Below are 26,984 nucleotides of genomic sequence, written 5' to 3' on the forward strand. Positions count from 1 at the left end.
GGCGGCGGGCTGAGACGCCGCCGGGAGGGCGGTCAACCGAATCCACAGCCTGAACGCGGGGGTTCAGGGCGCCCTTCGTGATGACGACACCTCAGGAGACAACGTGACCGCCCCGCAGTCACCCGCCGAACCCGACCGGCCCAGAACCCGCGGCCGGTGGGCCGGTCTGAGCCTCGCCGCCCTCTGGCTACCCTTTCCGGCGTTGCTCTGGGTGGAAAGCTACGCGCGTCCGGAACCGTGGCTGTTCGGCTTCCCGCTGTTCTACTGGTACCAGTTCGCGTGGGTGTTCGTGTCCTCCGCGCTCACCTGGTGCGCCTACCTGCACACGACGCCCGGCCGCGGCGCGGGACTCCGATGAACCGGGACGGCGTCGACGGGACCGCCCTCACGGTCCTGGTGTTCTTCTTCCTGGTCGTGACCGTCATGGGTTTCGTCTCCGTCCAGGGCAGGCGAGGCCGCCACATCGCGGGCGACGCGAGCGCGCTGGACCAGTGGGGGCTCGCCGACCGCGGGTTCGGCACCGCCTCGTCGTGGCTGCTGCTGGGCGGCAACATCTACACCGCCTACACCTTCATCGCGATCCCCGCCGCGATGTACGCCTCCGGGGCGGTGAGCGGATTCTTCGCCGTGCCGTACACGATCCTCGTCTATCCGCTGATCTTCATGGTCATGCCGCGGCTGTGGTCGGTGGCGCATCGGCGTGGGTATGTCACGCCCGCCGACTTCGTGCGCGGGCGCTACCAGAGCAGGGGGCTCGCCCTGGCGGTGGCACTGACCGGTCTGCTGGCCACCCTGCCGTACATCGCGCTGCAGCTGGTGGGCATCCAGGCGGTGTTCGAGGCGATCGGGCTGGGCAGCACCAACGTCCTGATCAACGATCTGCCCCTGGCCGCCGCGTTCACCGTGCTGGCCGCTTTCACCTATGTCAGCGGGCTGAGGGCGCCGGCGCTCATCGCGGTTCTGAAGGGGGTTCTGCTGCTGTTCGTGGTGACGGTCGCGTTCGTGATCCTGCCCGAGCGGCTGGGCGGGTTCGAGGCGGTCTTCGCCTCGGCCCGGGAGAAGCTGGCGACACCCGACCCTCACACGGGACGCTCGGCCGGGGTCTTCGTCCCGGGTACGGCCGGCTTCTGGCCGTACGCCACGCTGGCCCTCGGGTCGGCGATGGCGCTCATGGTGTACCCGCACACGGTCACCACCGTGCTCGCGACCAGGAGCCGCGACGTCATCCGCCGCAACGCGATCCTGCTGCCCGCCTTCACGCTGGTACTCGGGCTGTTCGCGCTGCTGGGCTTCTTCGCGATCGCGGCCGGTACACGGCCGGTCGGCATGGACGGCAAGCCCAACCCGCAGCTCGTGGTCCCTCAGCTCTTCGTGGACCTGTTCCCGAGCTGGTTCGCCGGCGTCGCGATGGCCACCATCGTGATCAGTGCCCTGGTGCCCGCCGCGATCATGTCCATCGCCGCCGCCAACCTGGTCAGCCGCAACATCTACCGCGAGTTCGTCAACCCGGACGCCACTCCCCGCCAGGAACTGCGCGTGTCCAAGACCGCCTCCTTCTTCGTCAAGTTCGGCGCGCTCGCCTTCGTACTGTTCCTGGACCGGAAGTTCGCGCTGGACTTCCAGCTTCTCGGCGGGATCTGGATCCTGCAGACCTTTCCGGCGATCGTGGCCGGCCTCTACACGCGCTGGTTCCACCCCGCCGCGCTGCTCATCGGCTGGACAGTTGGCATGGCCTACGGCACCCTCACCGCCTACAGCATCGTCAACCCCGGGACGGGCAAGCACTTCGGCGGCTCGCTCGCGGAGATCCCGTTCCTGGGCGACGGCCGCCTGGGCTATCTCGCACTGACCGCGTGCGTGCTGAACACGGCGGTCAGCGTGGCCGTCACCCTGGTGCTGCGCGGGCGGTCACGACCCGCCCGCGACGAGACCTCGCCCGACGACTACCACGCCGACATCCAGAACGGTCAGCCGCCTGCGCTCCTGGCCGATGATTCGCCCCACACCTCCGAGTCCTCGCAGGCCGGGAGCCCGGCCGGGCGGCGCGGACCGGACTCTACGGAGTGACCGTGATGTTGGTCAGGCCGCTGGTCGCGTTGGTGACCGTGTTGGACGAGTAGACGACATTGGGGTTGCCCGAGCACTTGGACGTGGACGTGATCTTGATGGCGTACTGGCCGACGCCACCGAGGTTGGAGGTGTTGTCGCGCCACACGTTCCCGCAGCCGTTCTGGAAGGACGGTGTGCTGGAGGGATTGTGTGTCTCGTGGCCGTTGGTGAAGGTGCCGGGGGAGGCGAAGGTTCCGGTGTTGCCCTCGATCAGGTAGTCGATGCCCTTGACGTCGATCCAGGAGTCGGCGGAGTTCTGGCCGCTGATCCCTCTGCCGTCGAAGGTGTTGCCCCGGATAACCCCGTCGGACGTGCCCTCCTTCACGTCGATGTGCTCGGCGGTGACGCCCGGGCCGATCTGGTTGTTGAGCACCTTCACCCGGTCGGATCGGTCGGCCCCGCCGGAGTTGCCGTGGCATGACCAGTTGGAGCCCGCCGAGCCGATGTAGACGCCTTCGCCGTACCCGGGCTGTACCAGGCCGACGTCCGTGATCCTGGAGTTCTGGATCAGGCCATCCGCCGACGACCTGCGGAAGTGCACGCCCTCGTCCTCCATGTGGTGGACGTTGACTCCGTCGATGGTCACGTGGTGGGAGTTGTCCAGCACGATGCCCTTCTTCGAGTCCTTCACGGTGAAGCCGGTCAGCTTCCAGTACGGCGCGTCGTACAGCCAGAGGCCGTAGCCGGAGTCCCAGCCGATGCCGGCGGTCGGACAGGTCGGGGCGGTGCCGGTGGGGCCGTCGTTGACCAGGACGGCGTTGGCCGGGCCGGTCAGGGTGATCGGGGAACCGGCTGTTCCCGCACGTTGCGTCACGAACGCGCCGCGGTACTCGCCGGCCGCCAGCTTGATCGTCTGCCCGGGCTGGGCGTTCGCCAGGGCGCTCACCAACTGCGCCGAGGTGGAGACGTCGACCACGGGTCCGCCGCTGCCGGGGCCGTAGACCTGCATCTCGTAGAGGGAGTAGCCGTAGGTGGTGGCGCGGGCGGTGCCGTACATGCGCACGTAACGGCCGGTGCCGGTGACGGAGAGGTCGTCGACTCCGCCGTTGCCGGTGCTGGTGGAGTAGACGTCGCTCCAGGTGGTGCCGTCGGGGGAGGTCTGGATCTTGTAGGTTTTGGCGTAGGCGGCTTCCCAGGTCAGCTTCACCCGGGAGATGGTCTTGGAGGAGCCCAGGTCCACCTGGATCCACTGTGGGTCGATGCCTTCGGCGCTGGCCCACCGTGTGGTGGTGGTGTCGCCGTCCACGGCCAGGCCCGCCTCGAAGCCCGTGCCCTCCATCGAGGACGCGGTCGCGGGACGCCCCTGCGACAGCAGCGTCTCGGCGCCGGTCGGCGGGGGAGTGGTCGGGGACACCGTGGGAGAAGGCGACGGGTTCGGTGGCACTCCGCTCTTGAGGAAGAGCGAACCCGAGGCGTCTGTCCTGGACGCGTTCACTCCCGCGTTCGGCGCCTGGCTGTAGTCCACCGTCTCCCGGCTCGCCCAGTCCGGAATGGTGGTGCCGCCGACCGCCAGATGCTGGAACTTCGACGGGTCGGTCGCGTCGCTGCCGAACTGGTACACGCGCTTCGGCTCGGAATAGTAGTCCTGGTACGGCCCGCCCTGCGTGGTCTGCTTGCGCATCACGTTGTTGTAGACGACGTTCTGCGGACCGCTGGATCCCGACCACTTGGCGGCCTTCGGCCCGGCCGCCCACCAGATCGGCCACCAGGTGGAGTCGTCGGGGCCGCCGCCGCCCTCCTCACCGCAGTTGGCCTGGCAGTTCTTCGAGGCGTGCTCGAACGGCACGACCACCTTGTTGTTCTCGAACAGGTTGCGTCGCTCCCAGCCGCCGTGCACGTTGACGTCGGAGTCGAAGTCGTTGCCGATCGCCACGTTGTCGGACGCCGACCACTGGAAGGTGAAGTGGCGCAGGTTCCTGCTGGTGTTGTAGGCGTAGAGCGAATCCCAGACCCGCGAGCCGCGGAAGTAGCCGTTGCCGCCCTTGCCCTTGTTCCAGGAGCCGTTGAACACTGACTCCTGGACCTGGATGTTCTTGGCGCTCTCGGTGACGACGGCGTGGGACCCGGTCATCTCGGTGCCCACCCGCCTGATCCAGGAGTTGGCCGCCCACTTCAGCACGATGCCGTGCTGGGAGTACTCGGGCGCCATGTTCCCGTAGTTGAACCTCGCGTCGGCGGGGTCGAGGGCGTAGGTGCCGCCGCCGAGCTTGGGCATCCCCGCCATGTCCTGGGTGAGGGTGAGATCCTCGATGCCCACCCCCTGGACGATCTTGAGCGGGGTGACCCGGCTCGGATACACCGTCCCGGCGATCGCGGCCGAGCCGTCGGAGGTGGAGTTGACCGGCAGATCGTATTCCAGCGGCTTGTCCAGGGTGAGGTTCCGGCCGGCCGCGTCCACCGACGCGATCTGGAAGATCTGCTGGCGCATGTGCAGGTTCATGTACTGGGCCGTGTTCGTCACGGTCTGCTGCTGGTAGAACTTGACGCTGTTGGCGGCGCCCACCCAGAGATACCCGCCGGCCTTGAAGAGCGCCATGTTCGCGTTGGCGGCGAGTTTGACGAGCGTGGTCCCGGCCGCCGAGCCCTCGCGCAGCGGTATCCCGCTGGCCCAGTGCTGGTTGATGCTCCCGGTGAAGAGGTCCTTGCGGTTGGCGGGAGCGGAGGCGTGGTCGGTCGCGTACTTGGGCGACACCGCCCGGGTCTGGACTCGGAGCAGGCCGCGACCGGGCCACATCCAGCCGCCCTTGCCCGCGCCGTGCGTCATGCCGTCTTCGTCCCAGTCGCTGCCGTCCTCGGTCAGCGTGTCGTAGCGGGTGTCGACGCCCGGGCGGAAGACCAGCACGGTCTTCCCCATGCCCGCGCCCTTGAGCAGGAGATAGTCGGCGTCCAGGGCGAGTTCCCCGGTGATGGTGATCCGGCCTTCGGGCAGGGTGATGGACGACAGCTTGGTGTAGCCGGCGGACGGTGTGCAGGTCGTTCTGATCGCGTCGACGGCCGCCTGGATGCCGCCGGTGGCGTCGCTGCCGTCGGCGCGCACGCCGTACTGGGAGGCCAGTTCGGTGGCGGTGATGTGGCAGGCGGCGTCGCCGGACAGCTCGCCGGGGCCGGGCAGGGCGGCTCCGCCCCGGTATCCGGCTTTGCTCCAGTCGGGCAGCCCGGCGATGGGGGCCCGCCGGTTGGCGGCGGTCAGGTCGGGAATGTCGGCGGCGGACGCCGGGGTGCTCGTCAGCCCGGTCACCAGGGGCGGGACGGCCAGGGCGAGAAGCGTGGCGACGGCGACCGCCGCGGGACGGGTCCGGCCGCGGCGTTCGGATATGGATGACATTCAGCATGCTCCTGGGGGGTGAGCGTCAGCTGCGGGGGGTTGGAGCCCCGCCCGATGGACGGGGCTCGGAGAGGGACTTCTACGGAACCCAGTGGTTGCCCGTCACGGTGATCATGACCTGGAGCTGGATGCTCGCCGAGAAGTAGCTGCCGGTTTCGATCGGGGTGGCCAGCATCTTGTTCCACAGCGCGTCCAGCCAGGCCTGGCTGCCGGAGTCGGTCATCGCCGCGACCGCGAACGGTGCGAAGTAGGCGGCCTCGCTGCCGCCGGAGATCTGCGTGCCGTTGAGCTTGTAGCCGATGGCGATCTTGTTCGGGTCGCCGCCGGTCTTGCCCTTGATCCAGCCGTTCAGCTTGCGAGCCGCCGCCAGCGACTGCGCGTCCCCACTGGTCACCGCGTCGGCACCGATCCGCCAGGGGGTACGGCAGGCGTTCCACCAGTAGGCGCCGTCGTTGGAGCTCTCCAGCACCTTGCCGGAGGCGGGCTTCGGCGTGCTGTTGGTGTTCACCACGAAGTCGGGCAGCAGGCCGGTGCCGGCGGCGTAGGTCGACTGCAGCGAGCCGATCACGCTCTGGTGCTTGGCGCGGATGGTGTCCCACGCGCTGTCACCGGTGGCCTTCCTGAAGGCCCGGAAGTGGTCGGCCATCCAGTCGGAGGTCCGCGAGATGTAGTAGTACTGGTCGCCTGAGCTGGTCCAGTCGCCCAGCTTCAGCAGGTTCGTGGACGGGTTGATCTCGTCCTTCTTGATCGCGTTGATGTGCCGGATCGCGAGCTGCCGGTAGTTGTGGGTGCCGGAGCTGCCCCACTGCCGGTCGGCCAGCAGCAGGCCGTAGGCGACGTCCATGTCACCGTCGGTGGCGCCGTCGCCGCCGTTCACGCTCTGGCAGTTGACGTCCTGTTCGGCGGCCAGCAGATCGGGGTTGATCACCGACGGGTGGTCGAGCTTCCATTTGACCAGGCCGTCAAAGATCTTCTTCGCGTCGGGGTCGGCACCCGCCATCGTCGCGACGATCACCATGCCGTAGCCCTGCGCCTCGGCGACGTACGGGTGGTCGGCGTCCGGGGAGATGACCTGGTACCAGCCGTTGCCGCAGTTCTGCCGGATGAAGGCGGACTTCCACTGCCGGTAGTAGTCGATCACCTTCTGGTCCAGCGTGCCCTGGTTGCCCGAGGGCCGCAGCATCCCGGCCGCGTAGGGGATCAGGTGGCTGCCGAACGGTACGGCGACGCCGCCGCTGCCGGGTTGGGTGGTGGCGGTGGCGGGGGTGGAGGCGGGTGAGAGGTTGCCTGCGGCGTCTTGGGCCTTGACGGTGTAGGCGTAGGCGGTGGAGGGGGTCAGTCCGGTGTCGGTGTAGGTCGTGCCGGTGGTGGTGCCGGTCTGGGTTCCGGCGCGGTAGACGACATAGCCGGTGACGGCCACGTTGTCGGTTGAGGGGGACCAGGACAGCGAGGCGGTCGTGGAGGTGGTGCCGGTGGCGGTCAGGTTGGTGGGTGTGCTTGGGGGTGTGGTGTCGTCTTCGCCGCCGCCGGGGCCGTAGACCTGCATCTCGTAGAGGGAGTAGCCGTAGGTGGTGCCGCGGGCGGTGCCGTGCATGCGGATGTAGCGGCCGGTTCCGGTGACGGTCAGGTCGTCGGTGGCCCCGTTGCCGGTGCTGGTGGAGTAGACGTCGCTCCAGGTGGTGCCGTTGGGGGAGGTCTGGATCTTGTAGGTTTTGGCGTAGGCGGCCTCCCAGGTCAGCTTCACCCGGGAGATGGCCTGGGAGGAGCCCAGGTCCACCTGGATCCACTGCGGGTCCACGCCTTCGGCACTGGCCCACCGTGTGGTGGTGGTGTCGCCGTCCACTGCCAGGCCCGCCTCGAAGCCCGTGCCCTCCAGCGAGGACGCGGTGGCCGGACGCTCCTGCGACAGCAAGGTCTCGGCGGTGGCGCTGGTCTGGGAGGTCGCGACCGCGAGCGCACCCGAGGTGGCGGTCAGGGGAAGGGCTAAGGCGGTCAGGATCGAGGCGATCCTCACTGCCGTTCGTCGTTTCATGAACAACTCCGATCCTGCTTGGGCCCGATCGTCGGCGGCTCGGTATTCGGCGGCCGACCGACAGGGAGGGTTCGAAGGCGAGGGCATCGCCGGGGCAGCACGACGGTGTGCACGGTGCGAGACAGGGCCGGTGGGGCGGCTCTCCACCCGGGCTCCTGACCGATCGTTAGTTAGGAAGTGTTCCTAACTAATCTTTCGCGAGCGTAGGCGCGCATTCGGGCTCGCGGCAAGACCTAACTTTCGGTGAGTGCGTCATTTCAGAAAGGGTTCGCAGAAGCGCACGAGCGTAGTTGGTAAGGATTGTTGACTATGACTTGGCTCACAAGATACGTTCCGCTGAACTAGCTCCATACTCGCGACATGAATCCAAGTATGTGAACGGGAGGCGGTATGTTGTTACGCCAACTGCTGGGGATGGCGGTCGCCGCGGCACTGGCCGTAACGGCGACAGCCTGCGGATCGGGATCGGGCTCCGACGACGCCCTGGAGATCTGGATGAGGCAGGTGCCCGACTCCGCCTCGCACAAGACCTCGCAGCGGTTGATCGCGGAGTTCGAGAAGGCCACGGGCGTGAAGGTGAAGTTCGTCGCGCTCTTCGACGACTTCGAGACCAAACTCCAGCAGCAGGCCGCGGCCAAGGACCTGCCGGACATCATCATCAACGACACCGCCCGGCTGGGGAACATGCGCCACCAGGGCTGGCTGCGGGAGGTCGACCGGGCCGAGCTGGCCGGTCAGGACAAGGTCGCCGACCTGGCCTGGAAGGCGGCCCAGGCGGGTGACGGCAAGTACTACGCGGTGCCGTTCTCCGCCCAGTCGTTCGCCCTGATCGTCCGCAAGGACTGGCGGGAGAAGGTCGGGCTGCAGGCGCCGCGGGACTGGACCGAGCTGGCCGCGCTGGCCAAGGCGTTCACCGACAAGGACCCCGACGGCAACGGCGCCGCCGACACCGCCGGGTTCGCCATCCCCGCGGGCACCAAGCGCGGCTACGCCTCCTGGTACGCCTCCTCGCTGATCTACGCCAACGGCGGCGACTTCCTCGCGACCGGCGGTGGCGGCACGTTCACCCCGGCGGTCAACGACCCCAGGACCGTCGAGGCCGTCAGGTGGCTGCAGGACCAGTTCTGCACCGCCAAGACCGTCAACCCGGGCGCGGTCAGCAACGACACCACGGTCACCCACACCGTGTTCGAGAAGGGTCAGGCCGGCATCTACCTGGTCGGCCCCTACGTGCTGGCCCGGTTCGCGAAGAACGTCGGTGCCGACAAGATCGAGGTCGTCCCGGTGCCCAAGGGGCCGTCCGGCGGCCCCGGCACGCTCGGCGAGGGGGAGAACGTCTACCTGATGGCCGGCTCCGCCAAGGAGGCCGAGCAGTGGAAGTTCGCCGAGTTCGCGATCTCGGCGGCGGCGCAGCGGCTCGGCATGAACGGCGACAACGAGGGCCCGGTCGTCCGCCTTCCGATCAACAAGGAGGTGGACCTCGGCGCCGAGCGCAAGGACCCGCGCTGGAAGGTGTTCGCCGACGCCTACGCCACGGCCGTGTACAGCCCGCCGGTGCCCGACTGGACGCCGTTCCGGCAGAAGGCCGCCGACGCGATCAACGCGGCGTGGGCCGACTGCGGCACCGACGTGAAGACCTCGCTGGACAGCCTGGCGACCGCGTTCACCCAGGAACTGACCGCCCAGAAAGCATCATGACCGTCACGCTCCGTCCCCCGCGTCCTCGGCCAGGCACGGCCCGTAGGCGCGGGACACCGGTCGCCTGGCTCTTCCTCGCTCCCGCGCTGCTGCTGTTCCTGCTCTTCAAGTTCATCCCGATCTTCGAGGGTCTGCGGATGAGCTTCTACGAGGTCCGGCCCTTCCTCGGCGACCGCTGGGTGGGCGCGGACAACTACCGGACGATCCTGACCGACAACGCCTTCACCTCGGCCATCTGGCACAGCGTGCTGCTGGCCGTCGGCACCACCGTCGGGTCGATGCTGCTGGGGCTGCTGCTCGCGCTGGTCGTCGAGGGCCCGGCCCGCTACCTGTGGTTCGTCAGGACCGCGGCCTTCCTCCCCGTGGTGACCACGATCGCCGGGGTCGCCGAGGTCTGGCGGATCATGTACCACCCGGGGCCCGACGGCCTGCTCAACACCATCGCCGGATGGCTCGGCGGCGGGCCGCTGCCCTTTCTGGCCAGCGAGGACTCCTCGCTCTGGTCGGTCATGGGGATGATGATCTGGCGCGGCGCGCCGTACGACATGATGATTCTCCTGGCCGGGCTGGTCGGGGTGGACCGCACGCTCTACGAGGCGGCGGCGGTGGACGGCGCGACCGTCCGGCAGCGGTTCTGGAACGTGACGCTGCCCGCGCTGCGGCCGGTGTTCTGGATCCTGACCACCCTGGCCGCGATCCGCGGCCTGCGCATCTTCGTCGAGGTGTACGTCATGACGAACGGCGGGCCGAACGGCTCCTCCGAGGTGCTGATGACCCTGATCTACAAGGAGGGCCTGCAGAACAACGAGCTGGGCGTGGCGGCGGCCGGGTCGGTCGTGCTGTTCCTGGCCACGCTGGCGCTGACGGTCCTGGTTCAGGTGCTGCGCAGGAGGCGGGTGTGATGAGGTTCGACAGCACCCTCGGCCTGGAGGCGCGCCGCGGGCCGGTCGCGGTCCTGCTCAAGACCGTCCTGTACGCCGGGATCGTGATCGTCTTCACCGGCCCGCTGGTGGGCCTGCTGGTCAGCGCGTTCGACACGATCCCCGATCCGACCAGCTTCTCCCTGCCCGACAGCCTCACCCTGGACAACTTCGCCAAGGCGGGCGAGCGCAAGGTCTACCTGTACCTGCTCAACTCCTTCGTCGTGGTCGGGTTCGGGCTGCTGCTCCAGATGATCGTGAGCGTGTTCGCCGCCTACGCGCTGGCCCGCAAGAAGTTCCGCGGGATGACCTTCGTGCTGCTGCTGATGCTGGTCACGATGATGATCCCGGAGGAGGTCATCGCGATCCCGCTGTCGGTGGTGCTGGGCGAGTTGCCGGTGCTGGGCGCCAACCTGCTGGGCACCTACGCGGGCATGATCCTGCCGGTCGGCGCCTGGGGCTTCTCGATCCTGGTGATGACCGAGTTCATGCGGGAGGTGCCGGTCGAACTGGAGGAGGCGGCCAGGATCGACGGCGCGGGTGAGCTGCGGACGTTCTTCACGATCATCCTGCCGCTGTGCCGTCCGGCGCTCGGCGTGATCGGCGTGTTCGGCTTCACCATGATCTGGGACCAGTACCTGCTCCCGCTGATCGTCGCCACCGAGCCGGGCCAGTGGACGCTGCCGATCGCGCTGCGCTCGCTCCGGTCGGACGACGAGGTGGGCATCGGCGTGCTGCTGGCGGCCACACTGCTGGCGCTGCTGCCGTCGATCATCGCGTTCCTCGCCTTCCAGCGGCAGTTCATGCGCGGGCTCACCAGCGGCGCCGTCAAGGGATGACGAATTCATGTATGTGGACGACTGCCAGTAAGCTGACATCCCATGGAACCCTCGCTGGTCAAGTCCGCCGAGCGCACCGTCCGCATCCTGGAGACGCTGGCCGCCTCGCCGGACCGGCTCACCCTGTCCGAGCTCCAGCAGGCCACCGGCTACCCCCGCAGCAGCCTGCACGCGCTGTTGCGGACACTGGCCGAGCTGAAGTGGATCGAGGCCGACGCGGCCCGCTCCGCGTTCGGCATCGGCCCGCACGCCCTGCTCACCGGCACCGCCTACCTGGACAAGGACCCGGCGCTGCAGTTCGCCCAGGAGACGCTGGAGGACCTGCGCGCCGAGGTCGGCTACACGGTGCACTTCGCCCGCCGCGACGGCGCCCACGTGCTGTATCTGGCCAGCCGGGAGTCGCGCGCCGGGCACCGGATCATCTCCCGGGTCGGCCGGCGGCTGCCCGCCCACGCCACCGCGCTCGGCCAGGCGCTGCTGGCGCAGCTCACCGACGACGAGGCCGCCGCGCTGCTGCCGGGCAGCCTGTCCGCGCTCACCCCGAACACGATCACCGATCGGGACGCCCTCCTGGCCGAGCTGGGCCGGGTCCGCGCCCGAGGCTGGGCCGCCGAGCGAGAGCAGGGCACGCCCGGAGTCGCCTGCGTGGCGGTGGCCGTGGACTACCGCATCCCGGCCACCGACGCGATCAGCTGCTCCATGCCCGCCGCGCTCTTCGCCGAGCAGGCGGACCGGATCACCGAGGCCGTGGTCGAGCACACCCGCGGCCTCGGCGCGACCCTGCGGCGCGAGGGAGTCCGCTAGCCCGGCTACCAGGCCTCGCCCAGCGGGCGCAGGCAGAACATGCCGCCGACCCGCCGGTGCACCGGGTCGGCGGGATCCGGCTCGCCGTACTCGGCGATCAGGGGGCCGGCGTGCGCCTCGGAGTCGTCCTGCGGCTCGTAGCCGATGGCGCGGCCCTCCTCCAGGGACCACCAGCGGCGGGTGTTGGCCGAGACGCCCCACACGACGTGGTGGCCGGTCGCGGTGAGCGCGGCCTCCAGCAGGCGGGCGCAGTCGTCCGGGGAGATCCAGGTGGCCAGGCCCCTGGTGTCGACGGAACCCGGGTTGCAGGTGCCGAGTCGCACCGTCACCACGTTCATGCCGAACCGGTCGTGGTAGAGGCTGCCGAGTGCCTCCATCGCGACCTTGCTCACGCCGTACAGGGTGTCCGGGCGGGGGAAGGCGGTGGCGGGCAGGTCGCCGGAGGCGGGCCGGGAGTGGAACCCGGCCGCGTGGTGGCTGCCGACCAGCACGACTTGGCGCACGCCCTCGGCCAGGGCGGCCTGGAGCAGCACCTGGGTGCCGTCGAGATTGGCCCGGACGATGTCGGCCCACGGGTGCTCACGGCTCTGGCCGCCGAGATGGATCACGGCGTCGACCCCCTTCATCGCGGTGGCCATCGCGGCGGGGTCGGCCAGGTCGGCGGAGACCGACTCCTCGCCGGGGCCGGGGGAGACCGGGGCGAGGTCCGACAGGCGGAGCAGCCGGCCGGGACGCGCCAGCCGGGGGCGGAGCAGTGTGCCGACCTGGCCCGCGGCACCGGTCATGAGAATGCGCATGGATGTCCTCCACTGCTGGCGGGATTGACATGGCCTGGGGTGATTTTTACAGTTGCGTATGAGGTTCACAATACTGATTGCTGTCCACATATGTGAATGAGGTTGAGCATGCGGTTGGAAGGTGTTCTGTTCTTTCCCGTCACCCCCTTCGATCCCGAAGGCGGGCTGGCGGACCGGGTGCTGGCCGATCATGTGACCCGCGGGGTCGCGGCCGGGGCGGGCGGGGTGTTCGCCGCGTGCGGCACCGGCGAGTTCCACGCGCTGAGTCTGGAGGAGCACGCCCGGGTCGTGCGGACCGCCGTCGAGGCCACCCAGGGGCAGGTGCCGGTGGCCGCCGGGGCCGGTGGCGCGCTGCCGTTCGCGATGGCCTGCGCCCGCAACGCGGCCGAGGCGGGCGCCGACGGGATCCTGCTGCTGCCGCCGTACCTCGTCAGCGCACCGCCGGAGGGGCTGGTCCGGTACGTGCGCGCGGTGGCGGCGGCCACCGACCTGCCGGTGATCGTCTACCAGCGGGGCAACGCCCGGTTCACCCCGCGGGCCGTGGTGGAGCTGGCCGAGATCGCGAACGTGGTCGGGTTCAAGGACGGGCTGGGCGACCTCGACCTGCTCCAGCGGATCGTGCTGGCGGTGGACGAGCCCGGATTCACCTTCTTCAACGGGCTGCCGACCGCGGAGATGACCGTGCCCGCCTATCGGGGGCTCGGGGTGGCGCTGTACTCGAGCGCGGTGTTCTGCTTCGCCCCGGAGATCGCGCTGGCCTTCCACAAGGCCGTCACCGGCGGGGACGAGCCACTCCTCCGGCGGTTGCTGGCGGAGTTCTACGGCCCGCTGGTGGAGCTGCGGGACCTGCGCGCGGGATACGCGGTCGCGCTGGTGAAGGCGGGGGTACGGCTACGCGGGCTGGACCCCGGCGGGGTACGGCCGCCGCTGGTGGACGCGGCACCGGAGCACGTGGCCGAACTGGAGCGGTTGATCACCCACGGCCTGAAACTGGTGTCATGAAAATTCGCGACATCACAGTAACCCCTGTGGCATTTCGTGACATGCCGCTGCTGAATGCGGCCGGGGTGCACGAGCCCTGGGCGCTGCGCACGATCGTGGAGGTCCACACCGACGAGGGGGTCAGCGGACTGGGCGAGACCTACGGCGACCTGAACCACCTGGAGAAGGTACGGCAGGCCGCCACGGAGCTGGCCGGCCTCGACGTGCACCAGACCAACGCCCTCTACGCCCGGGTCGCCGCGCTGGTCGGGGAGTCCGTCACCGACCTGCACGGGCTGACCGGGGCCTCCACCCGCGAGAAGAGCGTCGACCGGGTGTTCTCCCCCTTCGAGGTCGCCTGCCTGGACATCCGGGGGAAGGCTCTGGGGCGGCCGGTCGTGGACCTGCTCGGCGGCGCGGTGCGGGACGCCGTGCCGTACAGCGCCTACCTCTTCTACAAGTGGGCGGGACATCCGGGCCGGCCGGACGACCGGTTCGGGGCCGCGCTCGACCCGGCGGGGCTGGTCGCTCAGGCGCGGACGCTCGTCGAGGAGTACGGCTTCCGCTCGATCAAGCTCAAGGGCGGGGTCCTCCCGCCGGAGCAGGAGGTCGAGGCGGTCCACGCCCTGCGCGAGGCGTTCCCCGGGCATCCGCTGCGGCTCGACCCCAACGCGGCCTGGTCCGTGGAGACGGCCGTCGCCGTGGGCGGGGAGCTGGCCGGGGTGGTGGACTACCTGGAGGACCCGGTCGCCGGGATCGAGTCGATGGCGCGGGTCGCCGCGCGGGTGCCGATGCCGCTGGCGACCAACATGTGCGTGGTGACGTTCGACCACCTGCCGCCGGCCATCCGGGCGGGCGCCATCGGGGTCCTGCTGTCGGACCACCACTACTGGGGCGGGCTGGTCCGGTCGCTCCAACTGGCGCGGCTGTGCGAGACGTTCGGGCTGCAGCTGTCGATGCACTCCAACTCGCATCTGGGGATCAGCCTGGCGGCGATGACCCATCTGGCGGCGGCCATCCCCAACCTCGCCCACTCCTGCGACACCCACACCCCCTGGCAGGACGGCCAGGACGTGGTCGCCCCCGGCGCGCTGCGGTTCGTCGACGGCTCGGTGCCGGTGCCGGCCGGGGCCGGACTCGGGGTCGAACTGGATCGCGACGCCTTGGCCGTGATGCACGAGCAGTACCTGAAGTGCGGGATCACCGCCAGGGACGACACCGGCTACATGCGGCGCTTCCACCCCGAGTTCAGCCCCGCCCGGCCGAGGTGGTGACCCGGATGAACGTCGTCTACGCCTACCCGTGGGACATCGTCGGAGACCCGGCGGCTCCGGAGCGGTTCGCCGGTCTGGGGGTCGACGCGGTCGCCCTGGCCGCGTCCTACCACTCCGTCCGCGCCGCCACCCCGTTCCACCCCGGCCACCGCCTGGTCAACGCGCACGCCGCCTGCTATGTCCCGGTCCGTCCCACGGCTTGGGGGCGCCTGGCCCCCGCCACGCCCAGTTGGACCGCCGCCGACGCCTTCGTCCAGGCCAGGGACGCCCTGAAGGCCGTGGGCCTGGCCGTACACGCCTGGACCGTTTTCACCCACAATTCGCACCTCGGTTCGGCCCATCCCGACCTGGTCGTCCGCAACGCCTTCGGCGACCTCTACCCTTACGCGCTCTGCCCCGCCCAGCCGGACGTCGTCGAGTACTGCCGGACGCTGGCGCGGGAGATCGTCCTGCTGGGGGAGCCGGACGCGGTCATCCTCGAAGCCTGCGGCCCGCTGGGCTTCCGGCACGGCGGCCCGCACGAGAAGACCGACGGCGCCGACTGGTCGCCGGTCCAGGCCGACCTGCTCTCCCTGTGCTTCTGTACGGCCTGCGCGAAGACCTGCCCCGATGGGCTGGGGGAGCGGGTACGGGCCGGGATCGACGGGTCCCCGGCCTCTGTCGAAGCCGCTCTCGGTGACCTGGCGCCCGCCGTACGGGATCGCCGGACCGCGCTGACCGCCGACCTGCAGCGCGCGGTCGTCGCCGAGGTCCGGGGGCTTCCGGTCACCGTCCACGCCACCGCGCACCCGTGGGCGGCCGGTGCGTTCACCCCTCATGTCCACGGGGTCCGGGCGGAGGTGCTGGTCGCCAACTGCTGGGGCGACCCGGACGCGGACACCGCAGGTCTCCGCCGTCTGCGCGCCCTCGCCGGAGACGGCGTCCGCGTCGGCGCCTACGTGCTCGCGCTGCCGCCCCGCTCACCCGCCGCCCTCAAGGACCACCTGGCCCGCTACGCCGAGGCGGGCGCGGAGGAGTTCCACCTCTACCACGGCGGCCTGGCCTCCCGGTCTCGTCTCGACGCTCTCGCCGCGGCGGTGGGAGCTCGCCCGAAAGGCGATGCGGCTCCGCCAATTGGGCCCTGCTGAATACGAGCGCCGACCCGCATACGAGAACGCCTGAACCGGGGTGCGCATTTACGGGTCGAGACGCGCGGCCGAGGCGTCGTTCTCCATATGTTCTTTGGGGATCAATCCGTACTGGCTCGCCCTGACGCCGGCCTGGAAGCGGCTCGTCGCCCCGAGGATGTCCATGATCGCCGAGATGTGGCGCCGGCAGGTCCTCGTCGACATGCCCAGCCGCCTGGCGACGGCCTCGTCCTTAATACCCAGGCTCATCAGCCAGAGAGTCGTCGTCTGGAAGTCCTCCAGGACGTCCTCGTAGTTCGTGCGCTCCATGTCGAACGGCTGGGCCGAGGTCCACAGGCTGTCGAAGAGGCGGTACATGAACCCCACCACGGTAGGGTCCGTGACGACGGCGGCCCCCGAAGGCCTTCCCTGCTCCGACTCCTTTGGCACGAAAGCGGTTTTCCGATCGATGATTATAAGGCGGTCGAATATCTCCGCCACGGTCCGGAACTCGGCACCCGCCTGGCTTATCTCGCATACATACTTTCGGGTGGCTAGATTCGAGCGAGCCGTGTTCTGGTAGAGCACCTTCATACTCACGCCCCGTTTCAGGGCGTTGAGGTCACGGGTGAACACATGTTTGAGGATCTCTGACGGCCGGCCGCCGCCTGGCTGCATGGTGAGTATCTCGTTGCCACACCGGCGGACCGCCGCCTCCAGTTCCCGGTCCACGTCGCGGGCCGTGTCGATTTCCGTCACAGTCTGTCCCGGCGTCTGCGACCGAGTGTGATTGTGGTAAATCGGCGTCAGGGCACTGAGTTGCTCTCGGGCCCGGGAAATAATCATTTGGTTCCGGAGGATCTCACGCTCTATCGGCATGCTGATCTGGGCCTCTGCGACCTGCGGATCGATGGGGACGAGCGGCTGCCCCTCGCCGGTCGAGGTCAGGAGCCTTAACCGCACCAGCGTGTCGCGGATTCGAGATATCTGCGCAATATCCAACCCCAGCTCGCGGGCGATGTCCTCATCACAGAAGACGTCGTATGTCAAGGCACAGGCGTAGGCCAGTGAGCTAACTTCGTCCAGCTCGGGAAGTATCGGCTCCACCTCTTCCATGGATTCTCCTTCCCTGATGTCCACTTGTTGCCAGGCAAGTTTATGTCACCAGGCAATGTTGTGGTTGGTCGTGGGGGATGTCAATGTAGTCCTCGGCCCGCCGAACGATCGCAAGGTAATCCGCGGGAGAAAGGGTCGGCGTAAGTGCGTCTCATTGTTTGTGTACTGACGGGCTTGTGTGCCGTTGCGCTAATGGCGGCCGGTGCCGCCGCACCGGCTTCCCCGCAGTCCCTGGTCAACCACATCGAAGGAGACGCGGTACCGGTCGCCCCCGATGACACCGGCTGGGGCTGAGCGGCCCCAGTCGCGGCCAGGCTTCCCGAAGGTTGCCGCGGGCCCGCCGAGCGGAGGCGGATGACGCCGGATCCGCCACGCTGATCCGGCTCCAGAGCGGTGTACTCACCACCGACTCACCGTTCACGGCCACGCGAGCAGTTCTGCAATCGATCAACTGATTCCTTGTACGGCCATGCCCAGAGCCGTCTTCCGGCGTGGCCATCTTCAAGAAAGAGGTGCCGTCACATGCGTGAACTCGAGATCGCCGGCCGCCGAATAGCCGACGGTACCGGTGCTTATGTGATCGCGGAGATCGGTCACAACCACGAAGGAGTCCTGGAGAAGGCGGAGGAGCTGTTCCGCCAGGCCGCCGCGGCCGGAGCCCACGCCGCCAAGCTGCAGAAACGCGACAACAGGACCCTGTTCACCAAGGCCATGTACGACCAGCCCTACGAGGGGCGCAACAGTTTCGGGCCCACCTACGGCAAGCACCGGGAGGCGCTGGAGTTCGGACGTGACGAGTACCTCCATCTCGCGGGGGTGGCCAAGGAGGTGGGCATCGACTTCTTCTCCACCGCCTTCGACATCCCGAGCGTCGACTTCCTGATGGAGCTCGACATGCCGGCGATCAAGATCGCCTCCGCGGACCTGACCAACACGCCGCTGCTGAGCTACGCCGCCAAGACGGGGAAGACGCTGATCGTCAGTACCGGAGGCGGCACCATGGACGAAGTCCGCCGTGCCTGCGACACCATCCTGAACATCAACACCGACCTGGCGCTGCTCCAGTGCACGGCCGTGTACCCGGCCGCCCCCGCCGACCTCAACCTGTCGGTGATCGAGACCTTCCGCCGGGAGTATCCGGAGGTCGTCGTCGGTTTCTCCGGACACGACCTGGGATGCGAGGCGAGCTACATCGCATACACGCTCGGGGCGCGGGTCATCGAGAAGCACTTCACCCTGGATCAGAGCCGTCCCGGAAGCGACCACCACTTCTCCCTCGACCCCCCGCAGCTCGCCGAGCTGACGTCCGGTCTCGAGCGGATACGCCAGAGCCTCGGATCGCCCGGCAAGATCCGCGCGGACAACGAGGCGTCGGCCATCAGCAAGATGGGCAAGAAACTCGTCGCGGCGCGTGACCTGCCCTCCGGGCATCTGCTCACCGAGCAGGACATCGCCTGCAAATCTCCAGGTGACGGGCTGAAGCCGTACCGGCTCGAAGAGATCCTCGGTCGGCGGCTGCTGACTCCGATGCTCCAGGACGACGGGTTCTCCCTCGACCTGCTCGACACCAAGCCCGGCGGCGAGGCGGTGCTGACCGCGACGGGTTCCCATGAGCACTGACCTGAGCGGCGAGGTCGCGGTGGTGACGGGCGTCTCCGGGCGCCTGGGCGCGGTCTGGGCGACCTGCCTGCTGGAGGCCGGTGCCGACGTGGTCGGGCTGGACGTGCGGGAGAATCCCGACTCCGGCCTGGAGAAGATCGCGGCGGCGGGACGTTACCTCTTCCTGAAGGCCGACGTCACCGATCGGCGGAGCCTGGACAGCGCGGGCGAGGCGTGCCTCGACCGGATCGGCCCACCGTCGATATTGATCAACAACGCGGGTGTCGACCAGCCGCCGTCCGAGGAGATCGGTAGCTGGCTCTTCGAGGACCTGCCCGACGCCTTGTCGGAGGTCGTCTTCGACGTCAACGCCCTCGGCGTGCTGCGGGTCAGCCAGGTCTTCGGAGCGGAGATGGCGCGGCGGGGCCGTGGCTCGGTGGTCAACATCGGGTCCCTGTACGGGATCGTCGCTCCGGATCCCCGGCTCTACCAGCACATCCCGATCGACCCGCCCTTCCTCAAACCCCCGGCGTACGGCATGAGCAAGGCGGGCGTGACCGCGCTGACCCGGTATCTGGCGGCGCTGTGGGGCCCGGCCGGGGTCAGGGTCAACACGCTCGCACCGGGCGGGGTCCTCGGTGGCCAGGACCCCACCTTCCAGGAGAAGTTCACCGCGCGCGTGCCGCTGGGCCGCATGGCGGTGGCGGAGGACCTGACCGGTCCGCTGCTCTTCCTCGCCTCGGATATGAGTCGCTACCTCACCGGACAGGAACTCGTGGTCGACGGCGGATACACCTGCTGGTGACCCCCCACACCTTGGAGGCAGTATGAACGTTCCCCTGAGCCGGCTCCAGGTCGGCGAGTTCGAGCGGGTGCTCTCGGGGATGGACGTTTCCTACGATCGTTGCGCGGCGTTCGCCGCGCTGACCCGGATCAACACCCTCTACATGGTGATGAGAGCCGGGTCAGGGCACCTGGGATCGAGCTTCAGTGCCTGCGACATCGTCAGCTGGCTCCTGCTGGAGGAGTTGCGCGAGCCGTTCGAGGAGGACGGCGACCTGTACTTCTCCTCCAAGGGGCACGACGCGCCCGGACTGTACGCCGCGCTCCTGGGCCTGGGGCGTCTCGACGAGGAGCTGGTCCACCGGCTGCGCCGGATCGACGGCCTCCCCGGCCATCCGGATGTGCACACCCCGCACATGCCCTTCAACACCGGCTCGCTGGGCATGGGCATCTCCAAGGCCAAAGGCGTCATCCTCGCCGACCGGCTGCTCGGACGCCGCCGCCGGGTGTACGTGATGACCGGCGACGGCGAACTCCAGGAGGGGCAGAACTGGGAGGCGCTCGCCGGCGCGGCACACCACCACATGGGTGAGCTGACGGTCGTCGTCGACCACAACAAGATCCAGTCCGATACCTGGGTCAGCGACGTCAGCGACCTCGGCGACCTGATCGCCAAGTTCGAGAGCTTCGGCTGGGGAGCGCTGCGCTGCGACGGCCACTCCCCCCAGGCCCTGGAGGCCGCTTTCCGCAAGCGGGCCGAAATCTACCCGCGGACACCCGTGGTGGTGATCGCGGACACGGTCAAGGGGGCGGGCTGCGCCACTTTCGCCGCCACCTCCATGCGGGAGGACGAGTGGCTCTACCAGTTCCACAGCGGCGCGCCTTCGGACGAGGACTACGCGGCGGCGCACGCCGAACTGGTCGCCTCGGCCGAGGAGATCCTGAGCCGCCACGGCCTCGCTCCCCTGAACCTGGTGGAGGAGGCGCCGCGCGAGCCGCGGCCGACCGGCGGTGAACGGCTCGTCGACGCGTACGGCGCCGCCCTGACCGAGCGGGCGGCACAGGACGACAGGATCGTGGCACTGGACGCGGACCTGGTTCTGGACACCGGCCTCATCCCGTTCTCGCGGGCCCACCCGGACCGGTTCTTCGAATGCGGCATCGCCGAGCAGGACATGGTGTCGGTCGCCGGCGGCATGGCCTCGCGCGGGCTGCTGCCGTTCGTCCACTCCTTCTCCTGCTTCCTGCACGCCCGGCCCAACGAGCAGATCTACAACAACGCCACCGAGGGGCGGCGGGTGGTGTACGTGGGCTCGCTCGCGGGGCTGATCCCCGCGGCGCCCGGCCACTCCCACCAGGCCGTACGGGACGTGGCCGCGCTGACCGCGATCCCCGACCTGGTGGTGCTGGAGCCGGCCAACGCCGCCGAGGCGGCAGCCGCCGTGGACTTCTGCGTCAGCGCCCCGCACAGCGTCTACCTGCGCCTGGTCAGCGCGCCGGTCCCGGCCGAGGTGGCCGCGCTGGGGGCCGGGCCGCTGGTCGCCGGGCGCGGCAGGGTGGTCCGCGAGGGAGGGCCCACCGTGCTCGTCGGCGCCGGGCCGGTGGTGCTGGCCGAGCTGCTGCGCGCGGCGGAACTCCTCGCCGCGGAGGGCGCCGGGCCGACCGTCGTCGACCTCCCGTGGCTGAACCGGGTCGACCGCGCGTGGCTGGCGGAACTGGCCGGCCGGGCCGACCGGCTGGTCGTCGTGGAGAACCACTACACCCGCGGCGGGCAGGCCGACACGGTCGCGCGCGCGCTGCTGGACCTGCGGCTGGACAACCCCCCGCGTTTCCAGGGCATCGGCCTCACCGAGGTTCCCCGCTGCGGGACCCCCGCCGAGGTGCTCACCGCGCACGGCCTGAGCGCCGAGGCCCTGGCCGACACGCTGCGCGCCGAGACCGCCGCCTCCCGCCTGGACATCTCCCTGCGCGAGAGCTGATTCCCCCTAACGAGTCAGGAGACATCATGGACACCGTTTACAACGAACTGAACCGCCCGCCGGCACACCTGATCGAGGCGTTCCGCGGGGTGCTGAAGGAGTACAGCCCGAGCTGCCTGGTCACCGACGCCCGGCGCCGGGTCGGCGCCATCGGCGGCCTCTACCCGGTCAAGCCGCACCACAAGGTGGCCGGGCCGGCGCTGACGGTCGACCTGTCCATCGACGACCTCGTCGACTGCATGCCGGTGCTGAAGCTCGCCAAGCCGGGTGACGTGGTCGTGGTGGCCTGCCACGAGACCACCCGGACCGCGATGTGGGGCGGGCTGATGTCCACGCTGTCGCTCAAGGCGGGCATCGCGGCGGGCATCGTCGACGGTGCGATCCGCGACGTGGACGAGATCCGCGACCTGGACTTCCCGGTGTGGTACCGCAGCACCGTTCCGCGGCCGTCGCCCACCCTCGTGCACGACCGGACCGAGCCGGTCCGGGTCAACGTCCCGGTGATCGTCGACGGGCAGGTCATCGCGCCGGGCGACATCGTCGTGGCGGACGAGAACGGCATCGCGGTGGTCCCGGCCGCGAGCGCGGAGGAGGTGCTGGCGGGCACCCAGCGCCAGATCGAGAAGGAGCGGGTGATCCGGGAGAAGATCAACTCCGGTGCGACGCTGGAGCAGCTGCTCAAAGAGTTCGGACACCTGTGATGCCGAAGGTGTACCTCACCGGCGCGGACGGACTCCTGGGCACCGCGTTCGCCGCCGCGCTCGGCAAGGACCCGCTGACCGCCGGCTGGACCGTCCGCGGAGTGGCACGGAAGGACTTCGACATCGCGGACGCCGATGCCGTCCGGGCGTCCATGGACGCGTTCGCCCCCGACATCGTCGTGCACACCGCCGCCCACGCCATCGTGGACGACTGCGAGGCAGACCCCAAGCTGGCGCTGCGGGTGAACATCGCCGGGACGAGCAACGTGGTGGAGGGCTGCCGCCGGCACGGAAGCCGGCTGGTCTACATCTCCAGCGACTACGTCTTCGACGGCCGGACCACACCGCCCGGCGGCTACCGCGAGGACGACGTGCCCAACCCGGTGAGCGTGTACGGGCTCACCAAGCTCGCCGGTGAACGGCTCGGCGCGCTCGTCCCCCGCCACCTGAACATCCGCACCTCCTGGCTGTTCGGCGGCGCCGACGATCGCGTCGACCTGGTGCTGGACACCGTCCGGCGGATCCGGCGCGGCGAACGGGTACCGCTCATCGCCGACCAGTTCAGCCGCCCCACCTACGTCACCGACCTCGCCCGCGCCATGGTCTTCCTGCTCACCCGGGAGGAACCGGTGACGGGGACGATCCACATCGTGAACGAGGGGACGGCCAGCTGGTACGAGGTCGGCCGGCACCTCTGCTCCGTCCTCGGGACCGGCCCGGAGCCCGAACCCCTGTCGATGGACGCGTGCGGGTTCCTGGGCGACCGCCCGGCGAACTCCGCGCTCGCCACCTCCCGGCTGGACGGCCTCGGGTTCACCATGCCCTCCTGGCAGGACGCCGCACGCAGGTTCTGCGAGGAACTGGAGGGCGCGCTCACATGAGAAAGCCGGGAGACCTCCGCGGGCGCCGGACACCCGTATGGAGCACCTGGTCGAAGACGGTCAGGTGCGGCCCCGCCCACCTGATCGCCCCGTCGGCGGAGGCGGAGATCGTCCGGGTGGTCCGGCGGGCGGCGCACCAGGGGCTCACCGTGCGCGCCGCGGGGACAGGTCACTCGTTCAACCCGCTCGCCACCACCGCCGGGGTCCTGCTCGACCTGCGGAGCCACACCGGTGTCACCGGCATCGACCACGACGCCCGCACCGTCACCGTCCGCGCGGGCACCCCGCTGTGGCAGGTGAGCAAGGCCCTCGACCGGGCCGGGCTGGCCCTGCCCAACATCGGCACCCTGGCCGAGCAGACCGTCGCCGGAGCCGTCTCCACCGGAAACCACGGCACCGGCATCGCCCACCCGCCGCTGTCCGGGGACGTCACCGCACTGCGCCTGGTGACCGCGGACGGGCGGGTACGCGAGCTGGACCGGTGGAACGACTCCGAGGTCTTCCGGTGCGCCCGCACCGCACTCGGCGCGCTCGGCGTCCTCAGCACCGTCACCCTCCGCTGCGTACCGGCGTTCAACCTGCGGGTGGTCGGGGGCACCACCGGGTTGGAAGCTCTCCTGGAGCGCTTCGAGGAATGGGCCACCGGCGCCGACCACGTCGCCCTCTCATGGCTACCGTGGTCGGACGCCGTCACCACCCGGACCCTGCACGTCACCGACCGGCCCCCCACACCGCGCGCGGCCCGCAGACGGTACGGCACGACGCTGGAGGAGGTGCGCTGCGGCCTGATCGGGCAGGTCGGCCGGTTCTCCCCCCGAGCGGTCCCCCTGCTGACCGGTGCGCCCTCCGGCGACGGCACCCTCAGCACCACCTATGTGGACACCAGCCACCGGGTCTTCACCTTCCCGCAGCCGGTACGGTTCCTGGCGCTGGAGCACGCGCTGCCCCTGGAGAACGTCCCGGAGGCGCTGCGCGCCCTGCGCGGCGCGCTGCGCAGAGCCGGAACCTACTCGCCGTACTCCGTGCTCACCCGCGTCGGCGCCGCAGACGACGCGCCGCTGAGCCCGGCCTACGGCCGCCGCACCGGCTACGTCAACCTCACCGTCCCCCGCACGGCCGCCTACCTTGAGCTGCTGCGGATCGTCGAACACGTGCTGCGCGAGTTCGACGCGCGGCCGCACTGGGGCAAGGCCCACACCGCCACGGCGGAGGTGCTCGCCCCGCGCTACCCCGAATGGGACACCTTCCAGCGGGTCCGCGCCCAGCTCGACCCGCAGGGGATGTTCACCAACGACTACCTGACACGCGTGCTCGGCCCGGTACGGACGGCCGACCCGAGAACGGACAGGGTGGAGGTGGCCGGATGACCCTGCGCGCCGTCCTCCTCGACTTCGACGGGCTGATCTGCGACACGGAACAGGCCGCCTTCCAGTCGTGGGCCGAGCTGTACGCGTCGTACGGCCTCCGCTTCACCGCGCCGGTCTGGGCGCGGATGGCCGGTCGCCGCGACGGAGAGCGCGTCGCGCTCGCCGACCTGTCCGAGCGGCTGGGCGCGCCCGTGGCCGACGCGGTCCGCCAGGGGCGGCTGCGCCGCAAACACGAGCTCTGCCAGCGGCAGGCGCTGCGGCCGGGCGTCGCCCGGCTGCTGCGGGACGCGGCGCGGCACGGCCTGGAGCGCGCCGTGGTGTCCAGCTCCTCGCGCTCCTGGGTCGAGCCGCACCTGGTCCGGCTCGGGGTGCGCGACCTGTTCGGCGACCTGGTCGTCGGCGACCTGGTCGAACGGCACAAGCCCGCCCCCGACCTCTACCACCTCGCCCTGCGGAGGTTGGACGTGGCCGGACACGAGGCGCTGGCCTTCGAGGACTCGCCGACGGGCGTCCGCGCCGCCCGCGCCGCGGGGCTGCGCTGCGTCGCGGTCCCGAACGCCGTCTGCGACGCCGCCGACCTCGGCGAGGCGGATCTCGTGATGGACACGCTCGACCACTTCCACCTGGAGAGCGAACTCCTCGGCCTGGAAGGGACGGTTCGCCCGTGAACACCGCTCCGGCCGCCGCCCTGGACTCGCTGGCCAGCCCCGTCACCGGCCACCCGGACTGGATCTGGCGCAACGGCGAGATGGTCCCCTGGGCGGAGGCGAAGATCCACGTCAACGCCGTCGGCCACGCCTCCGTCTCCGCCGTCTTCGAGGGCATCAAGGCCTACCGGTCGGCCGACGGCTCCCGCCTCCTGGCGTTCCGGCTCGACGAGCACCTGAAGCGGCTTCAGGAGTCGGCCAGGATCTGCCGCCTCGAACTGCCCTTCGACGCGGCCGGGCTGCGCGCGGCGGTGCTGGACCTGCTCCGCGCCAACCGGTACCGGGAGGACACCTACATCCGGCCGTGGGCCTTCCCCACCGGGGTGATCCGCGAGCAGATGGTGCCGGCCGGCGCCCTCTGCGAGGTCGTGATCGACACCTGGCCGTTCCACAGCGGGCTCGACAAGGAGCGGGGCTGCCGCGCCGCGGTGAGCTCCTGGCTCCGGATCGGGGACGCGTCGACTCCCCCCAGGGTGAAGGCGTTCTCCAACTACCACAACGGCCGGCTGGCGATGATGGAGGCCCGGGAGAACGGCCACGACTGGCCGATCATGCTCAACGAGCGGCACAAGCTCAGCGAGGGGCCCGGCGCCTGCATCGCCCTGGTGCGCGACGGCGCCGTGGTGACGCCGTCGCTGTCCAGCGGCGTCCTGGAGAGCATCACCCGGGCCACGGCGCTCACCCTCCTGGAGGAGCTCGGCGTTCCCGTCGCCGAGCGCGAGGTGGACCGCAGCGAGCTCTACCTGGCCGACGAGGTGTTCTTCATGGGCACCGCGTGGGAGATCCTCCCCGTCACGACGGTGGACGGCCTGCGCGTGGGCACCGGACGCCCCGGCCCCGTCGCCACCGTGCTGGGCGCCGAGTACACCCGGCTCGTCCGCGGCGAACGCGACCGGTACGCCGACTGGCTGACCGAGATCCAGATCCAGGACCTGTACGGGGGAGAGGGCTGATGCGCGCGATCCTGGTACGGAGTCACGGCGGCCCCGAGGTGCTGCGGGCCGCCGAGGTGCCGGACCCCGAGCCGGGACCGGGGGAGGCGGTCGTCGACGTGGAGACGGCGGGCGTCAACTTCATCGACGTCCACCACCGTTCCGGCCGCTACCCCGTCCCCCTGCCCTTCGTTCCGGGCCAGGAGGGAGCCGGGACGGTGCGCGAGGTCGGTCCGGGCGTGACCGAGGTCGAGGCCGGCCGGCGGGTCGGCTGGGTCAACGTCCCGGGAGCCTACGCCGAACGCGCCCTGATCCCGGCCGACCGCCTCGTCCCCCTGCCCGACGGGATCTCCACCCGGACGGCGGCCGCCGTACTGCTCCAGGGCATGACCGCGCACTACCTCGTCGACGACACCTGCCGGGTGCGTCCCGGTGACACGGTGCTCGTGCACGCCGCCGCCGGCGGCATGGGGCTGCTCCTCACCCAGCTCGTCAAACTCCGCGGCGGCCAGGTCATCGGGACCGTCTCCACGCCGGAGAAGGAGAAGGCCGCCAGGGAGGCGGGAGCCGACCACGTCATCCGCTACACCGAGCAGGAGGTGGCCCCGGCCGTCCGTGAGATCACCTCGGGAGCCGGAGTGGCGGCGGTCCTCGACGGGATCGGCGCCCCCACCTTCGACGTCGGGCTGGCCTCCCTCCGCCCGCGCGGCGTCCTCGCCCTGTACGGCCAGGCCGCGGGGCCGGTCCCACCCCTCGACCTGCAGCGGCTCAACTCGGGTGGCTCCCTGTTCGTCACACGGCCCAACCTGGACCATCACATCGCCTCCCGTGACGAACTGCAGGCCCGCGCCCGCGATGTCCTCGCCTGGGTGCTGGACGGGCGGCTGCGCGTCCGCGTGGACGGTGTCCGGCCGTTGAACGAGGCGGCAATCGTCCACAACCGCCTGGAACAGCGCCGGTCGATCGGTAAGCTCCTGATCTCCTGCAGCGAAGATCGTCTCGGCTGCGGAGCTTCCGAACCCATCTGAAAGGAC

The 26,984-nt window shown here is 70.0% G+C and carries 22 protein-coding genes; 18 read left to right on the forward strand and 4 right to left on the reverse strand.

Features of this window, described 5'->3' with window-relative positions; all coding sequences use genetic code 11:
• Positions 1-103: 103 nt before the first annotated feature.
• Positions 104-358, forward strand: coding sequence for a DUF3311 domain-containing protein (locus ABZ911_RS17485; protein WP_358056281.1), 255 nt, complete (start codon positions 104-106; stop codon positions 356-358).
• A complete protein-coding gene (gene mctP / locus ABZ911_RS17490) occupies positions 355-2,067 on the forward strand; it encodes a monocarboxylate uptake permease MctP (RefSeq protein ID WP_358056283.1) in 1,713 nt (570 codons plus the stop codon). The genes ABZ911_RS17485 and mctP overlap by 4 nt, the downstream gene beginning before the upstream one ends.
• On the opposite strand, the gene ABZ911_RS17495 is transcribed toward mctP, so the two are convergent.
• Positions 2,057-5,434: a discoidin domain-containing protein gene (locus tag ABZ911_RS17495; protein WP_358056285.1), complete on the reverse strand. Its 3,378-nt coding sequence runs from the start codon at positions 5,432-5,434 to the stop codon at positions 2,057-2,059. The two genes, mctP and ABZ911_RS17495, sit on opposite strands and share 11 nt — an antisense overlap.
• A 79-nt stretch (positions 5,435-5,513) precedes the next feature.
• The gene (locus ABZ911_RS17500; RefSeq protein WP_358056287.1) at positions 5,514-7,466 is read right to left on the reverse strand and encodes a glycosyl hydrolase family 8; all 1,953 of its coding nucleotides are present in this window, start codon (positions 7,464-7,466) and stop codon (positions 5,514-5,516) included.
• 390 nt (positions 7,467-7,856) lie between these two features.
• Between ABZ911_RS17500 and ABZ911_RS17505 the strand changes: the two genes are divergently transcribed.
• From ABZ911_RS17505 to ABZ911_RS17520, 4 genes are read left to right on the forward strand one after another with little or no spacing between them, the layout of a single operon-like run.
• Complete coding sequence (locus tag ABZ911_RS17505) at positions 7,857-9,164, forward strand: sugar ABC transporter substrate-binding protein (RefSeq protein WP_358056289.1); 1,308 nt, start codon at positions 7,857-7,859, stop codon at positions 9,162-9,164.
• On the forward strand, positions 9,161-10,066 hold the full coding sequence (locus ABZ911_RS17510; protein WP_358056291.1) for a sugar ABC transporter permease: 906 nt from the start codon (positions 9,161-9,163) through the stop codon (positions 10,064-10,066). Before ABZ911_RS17505 ends, ABZ911_RS17510 begins: the two co-directional genes overlap by 4 nt.
• A complete protein-coding gene (locus ABZ911_RS17515; protein WP_358056293.1) occupies positions 10,066-10,923 on the forward strand; it encodes a carbohydrate ABC transporter permease in 858 nt (285 codons plus the stop codon). The genes ABZ911_RS17510 and ABZ911_RS17515 overlap by 1 nt, the downstream gene beginning before the upstream one ends.
• Before the next feature lie 42 nt (positions 10,924-10,965).
• Positions 10,966-11,727, forward strand: coding sequence for an IclR family transcriptional regulator (locus ABZ911_RS17520; protein WP_358056295.1), 762 nt, complete (start codon positions 10,966-10,968; stop codon positions 11,725-11,727).
• A 5-nt stretch (positions 11,728-11,732) separates the two neighbouring features.
• Here the strand turns inward: ABZ911_RS17520 and ABZ911_RS17525 are convergent, their stop codons facing one another.
• On the reverse strand, positions 11,733-12,524 hold the full coding sequence (locus ABZ911_RS17525) for an NAD(P)-dependent oxidoreductase (RefSeq protein ID WP_358056297.1): 792 nt from the start codon (positions 12,522-12,524) through the stop codon (positions 11,733-11,735).
• A gap of 108 nt (positions 12,525-12,632) precedes the next feature.
• Here ABZ911_RS17525 and ABZ911_RS17530 point away from each other — a divergent pair, with 108 nt between their 5' ends.
• The 3 genes from ABZ911_RS17530 to ABZ911_RS17540 are packed head-to-tail and all read left to right on the forward strand — an operon-like array spanning position 12,633 to position 15,906.
• Positions 12,633-13,526, forward strand: a complete 894-nt coding sequence (locus tag ABZ911_RS17530) for a 5-dehydro-4-deoxyglucarate dehydratase (protein ID WP_358056299.1) — start codon at positions 12,633-12,635, stop codon at positions 13,524-13,526.
• Positions 13,527-13,552: 26 nt separating this feature from the next.
• On the forward strand, positions 13,553-14,779 hold the full coding sequence (locus ABZ911_RS17535) for a glucarate dehydratase family protein (RefSeq protein ID WP_358056301.1): 1,227 nt from the start codon (positions 13,553-13,555) through the stop codon (positions 14,777-14,779).
• 5 nt (positions 14,780-14,784) lie between these two features.
• On the forward strand, positions 14,785-15,906 hold the full coding sequence (locus ABZ911_RS17540) for a hypothetical protein (protein ID WP_358056303.1): 1,122 nt from the start codon (positions 14,785-14,787) through the stop codon (positions 15,904-15,906).
• A gap of 48 nt (positions 15,907-15,954) precedes the next feature.
• On the opposite strand, the gene ABZ911_RS17545 is transcribed toward ABZ911_RS17540, so the two are convergent.
• The gene (locus tag ABZ911_RS17545; protein ID WP_358056305.1) at positions 15,955-17,001 is read right to left on the reverse strand and encodes a hypothetical protein; all 1,047 of its coding nucleotides are present in this window, start codon (positions 16,999-17,001) and stop codon (positions 15,955-15,957) included.
• A gap of 522 nt (positions 17,002-17,523) precedes the next feature.
• On the opposite strand from ABZ911_RS17545, the gene ABZ911_RS17550 reads away from it, so the two are divergent.
• From ABZ911_RS17550 to ABZ911_RS17590, 9 genes are read left to right on the forward strand one after another with little or no spacing between them, the layout of a single operon-like run.
• Positions 17,524-18,621, forward strand: a complete 1,098-nt coding sequence (locus ABZ911_RS17550; protein ID WP_358056307.1) for an N-acetylneuraminate synthase family protein — start codon at positions 17,524-17,526, stop codon at positions 18,619-18,621.
• Complete coding sequence (locus ABZ911_RS17555; protein ID WP_358056309.1) at positions 18,611-19,405, forward strand: SDR family oxidoreductase; 795 nt, start codon at positions 18,611-18,613, stop codon at positions 19,403-19,405. The genes ABZ911_RS17550 and ABZ911_RS17555 overlap by 11 nt, the downstream gene beginning before the upstream one ends.
• Positions 19,406-19,427: 22 nt before the next feature.
• The gene (locus ABZ911_RS17560) at positions 19,428-21,362 is read left to right on the forward strand and encodes a transketolase C-terminal domain-containing protein (protein ID WP_358056311.1); all 1,935 of its coding nucleotides are present in this window, start codon (positions 19,428-19,430) and stop codon (positions 21,360-21,362) included.
• A gap of 26 nt (positions 21,363-21,388) precedes the next feature.
• Positions 21,389-22,063, forward strand: coding sequence for an RraA family protein (locus ABZ911_RS17565; protein WP_358056313.1), 675 nt, complete (start codon positions 21,389-21,391; stop codon positions 22,061-22,063).
• Positions 22,063-22,944 carry a dTDP-4-dehydrorhamnose reductase gene (gene rfbD / locus ABZ911_RS17570; protein WP_358056315.1) on the forward strand — a complete coding sequence of 294 codons (882 nt, stop codon included), beginning with the start codon at positions 22,063-22,065 and terminating at the stop codon, positions 22,942-22,944. The genes ABZ911_RS17565 and rfbD overlap by 1 nt, the downstream gene beginning before the upstream one ends.
• On the forward strand, positions 22,941-24,311 hold the full coding sequence (locus tag ABZ911_RS17575) for a D-arabinono-1,4-lactone oxidase (RefSeq protein WP_358056317.1): 1,371 nt from the start codon (positions 22,941-22,943) through the stop codon (positions 24,309-24,311). The genes rfbD and ABZ911_RS17575 overlap by 4 nt, the downstream gene beginning before the upstream one ends.
• Positions 24,308-24,979 (forward strand): HAD-IA family hydrolase, encoded by a 672-nt coding sequence (locus ABZ911_RS17580; protein WP_358056319.1) that lies wholly within the window; start codon positions 24,308-24,310, stop codon positions 24,977-24,979. The genes ABZ911_RS17575 and ABZ911_RS17580 overlap by 4 nt, the downstream gene beginning before the upstream one ends.
• Positions 24,976-25,971: a branched-chain amino acid transaminase gene (locus tag ABZ911_RS17585; RefSeq protein WP_358056321.1), complete on the forward strand. Its 996-nt coding sequence runs from the start codon at positions 24,976-24,978 to the stop codon at positions 25,969-25,971. The genes ABZ911_RS17580 and ABZ911_RS17585 overlap by 4 nt, the downstream gene beginning before the upstream one ends.
• A complete protein-coding gene (locus ABZ911_RS17590) occupies positions 25,971-26,978 on the forward strand; it encodes a quinone oxidoreductase (RefSeq protein ID WP_358056323.1) in 1,008 nt (335 codons plus the stop codon). Before ABZ911_RS17585 ends, ABZ911_RS17590 begins: the two co-directional genes overlap by 1 nt.
• Positions 26,979-26,984 lie beyond the last annotated feature (6 nt).

The sequence above is a fragment of the Nonomuraea sp. NPDC046570 genome (assembly GCF_040645915.1).
In the GTDB taxonomy this organism is placed as follows: Bacteria; Actinomycetota; Actinomycetes; order Streptosporangiales; family Streptosporangiaceae; genus Nonomuraea.

Excerpts from the sequence above, each read along its gene's own strand:
- mctP (WP_358056283.1), top strand. The coding sequence starts at position 355 with ATGAACCGGGACGGCGTCGACGGGACCGCCCTCACGGTCCTGGTGTTC.
- ABZ911_RS17495 (WP_358056285.1), bottom strand. The coding sequence starts at position 5,434 with ATGTCATCCATATCCGAACGCCGCGGCCGGACCCGTCCCGCGGCGGTC.
- ABZ911_RS17500 (WP_358056287.1), bottom strand. The coding sequence starts at position 7,466 with ATGAAACGACGAACGGCAGTGAGGATCGCCTCGATCCTGACCGCCTTA.
- ABZ911_RS17505 (WP_358056289.1), top strand. The coding sequence starts at position 7,857 with ATGTTGTTACGCCAACTGCTGGGGATGGCGGTCGCCGCGGCACTGGCC.
- ABZ911_RS17510 (WP_358056291.1), top strand. The coding sequence starts at position 9,161 with ATGACCGTCACGCTCCGTCCCCCGCGTCCTCGGCCAGGCACGGCCCGT.
- ABZ911_RS17515 (WP_358056293.1), top strand. The coding sequence starts at position 10,066 with ATGAGGTTCGACAGCACCCTCGGCCTGGAGGCGCGCCGCGGGCCGGTC.
- ABZ911_RS17520 (WP_358056295.1), top strand. The coding sequence starts at position 10,966 with ATGGAACCCTCGCTGGTCAAGTCCGCCGAGCGCACCGTCCGCATCCTG.
- ABZ911_RS17525 (WP_358056297.1), bottom strand. The coding sequence starts at position 12,524 with ATGCGCATTCTCATGACCGGTGCCGCGGGCCAGGTCGGCACACTGCTC.
- ABZ911_RS17530 (WP_358056299.1), top strand. The coding sequence starts at position 12,633 with ATGCGGTTGGAAGGTGTTCTGTTCTTTCCCGTCACCCCCTTCGATCCC.
- ABZ911_RS17540 (WP_358056303.1), top strand. The coding sequence starts at position 14,785 with ATGAACGTCGTCTACGCCTACCCGTGGGACATCGTCGGAGACCCGGCG.
- ABZ911_RS17545 (WP_358056305.1), bottom strand. The coding sequence starts at position 17,001 with ATGGAAGAGGTGGAGCCGATACTTCCCGAGCTGGACGAAGTTAGCTCA.
- ABZ911_RS17550 (WP_358056307.1), top strand. The coding sequence starts at position 17,524 with ATGCGTGAACTCGAGATCGCCGGCCGCCGAATAGCCGACGGTACCGGT.
- ABZ911_RS17555 (WP_358056309.1), top strand. The coding sequence starts at position 18,611 with ATGAGCACTGACCTGAGCGGCGAGGTCGCGGTGGTGACGGGCGTCTCC.
- ABZ911_RS17560 (WP_358056311.1), top strand. The coding sequence starts at position 19,428 with ATGAACGTTCCCCTGAGCCGGCTCCAGGTCGGCGAGTTCGAGCGGGTG.
- ABZ911_RS17565 (WP_358056313.1), top strand. The coding sequence starts at position 21,389 with ATGGACACCGTTTACAACGAACTGAACCGCCCGCCGGCACACCTGATC.
- rfbD (WP_358056315.1), top strand. The coding sequence starts at position 22,063 with ATGCCGAAGGTGTACCTCACCGGCGCGGACGGACTCCTGGGCACCGCG.
- ABZ911_RS17575 (WP_358056317.1), top strand. The coding sequence starts at position 22,941 with ATGAGAAAGCCGGGAGACCTCCGCGGGCGCCGGACACCCGTATGGAGC.
- ABZ911_RS17580 (WP_358056319.1), top strand. The coding sequence starts at position 24,308 with ATGACCCTGCGCGCCGTCCTCCTCGACTTCGACGGGCTGATCTGCGAC.
- ABZ911_RS17590 (WP_358056323.1), top strand. The coding sequence starts at position 25,971 with ATGCGCGCGATCCTGGTACGGAGTCACGGCGGCCCCGAGGTGCTGCGG.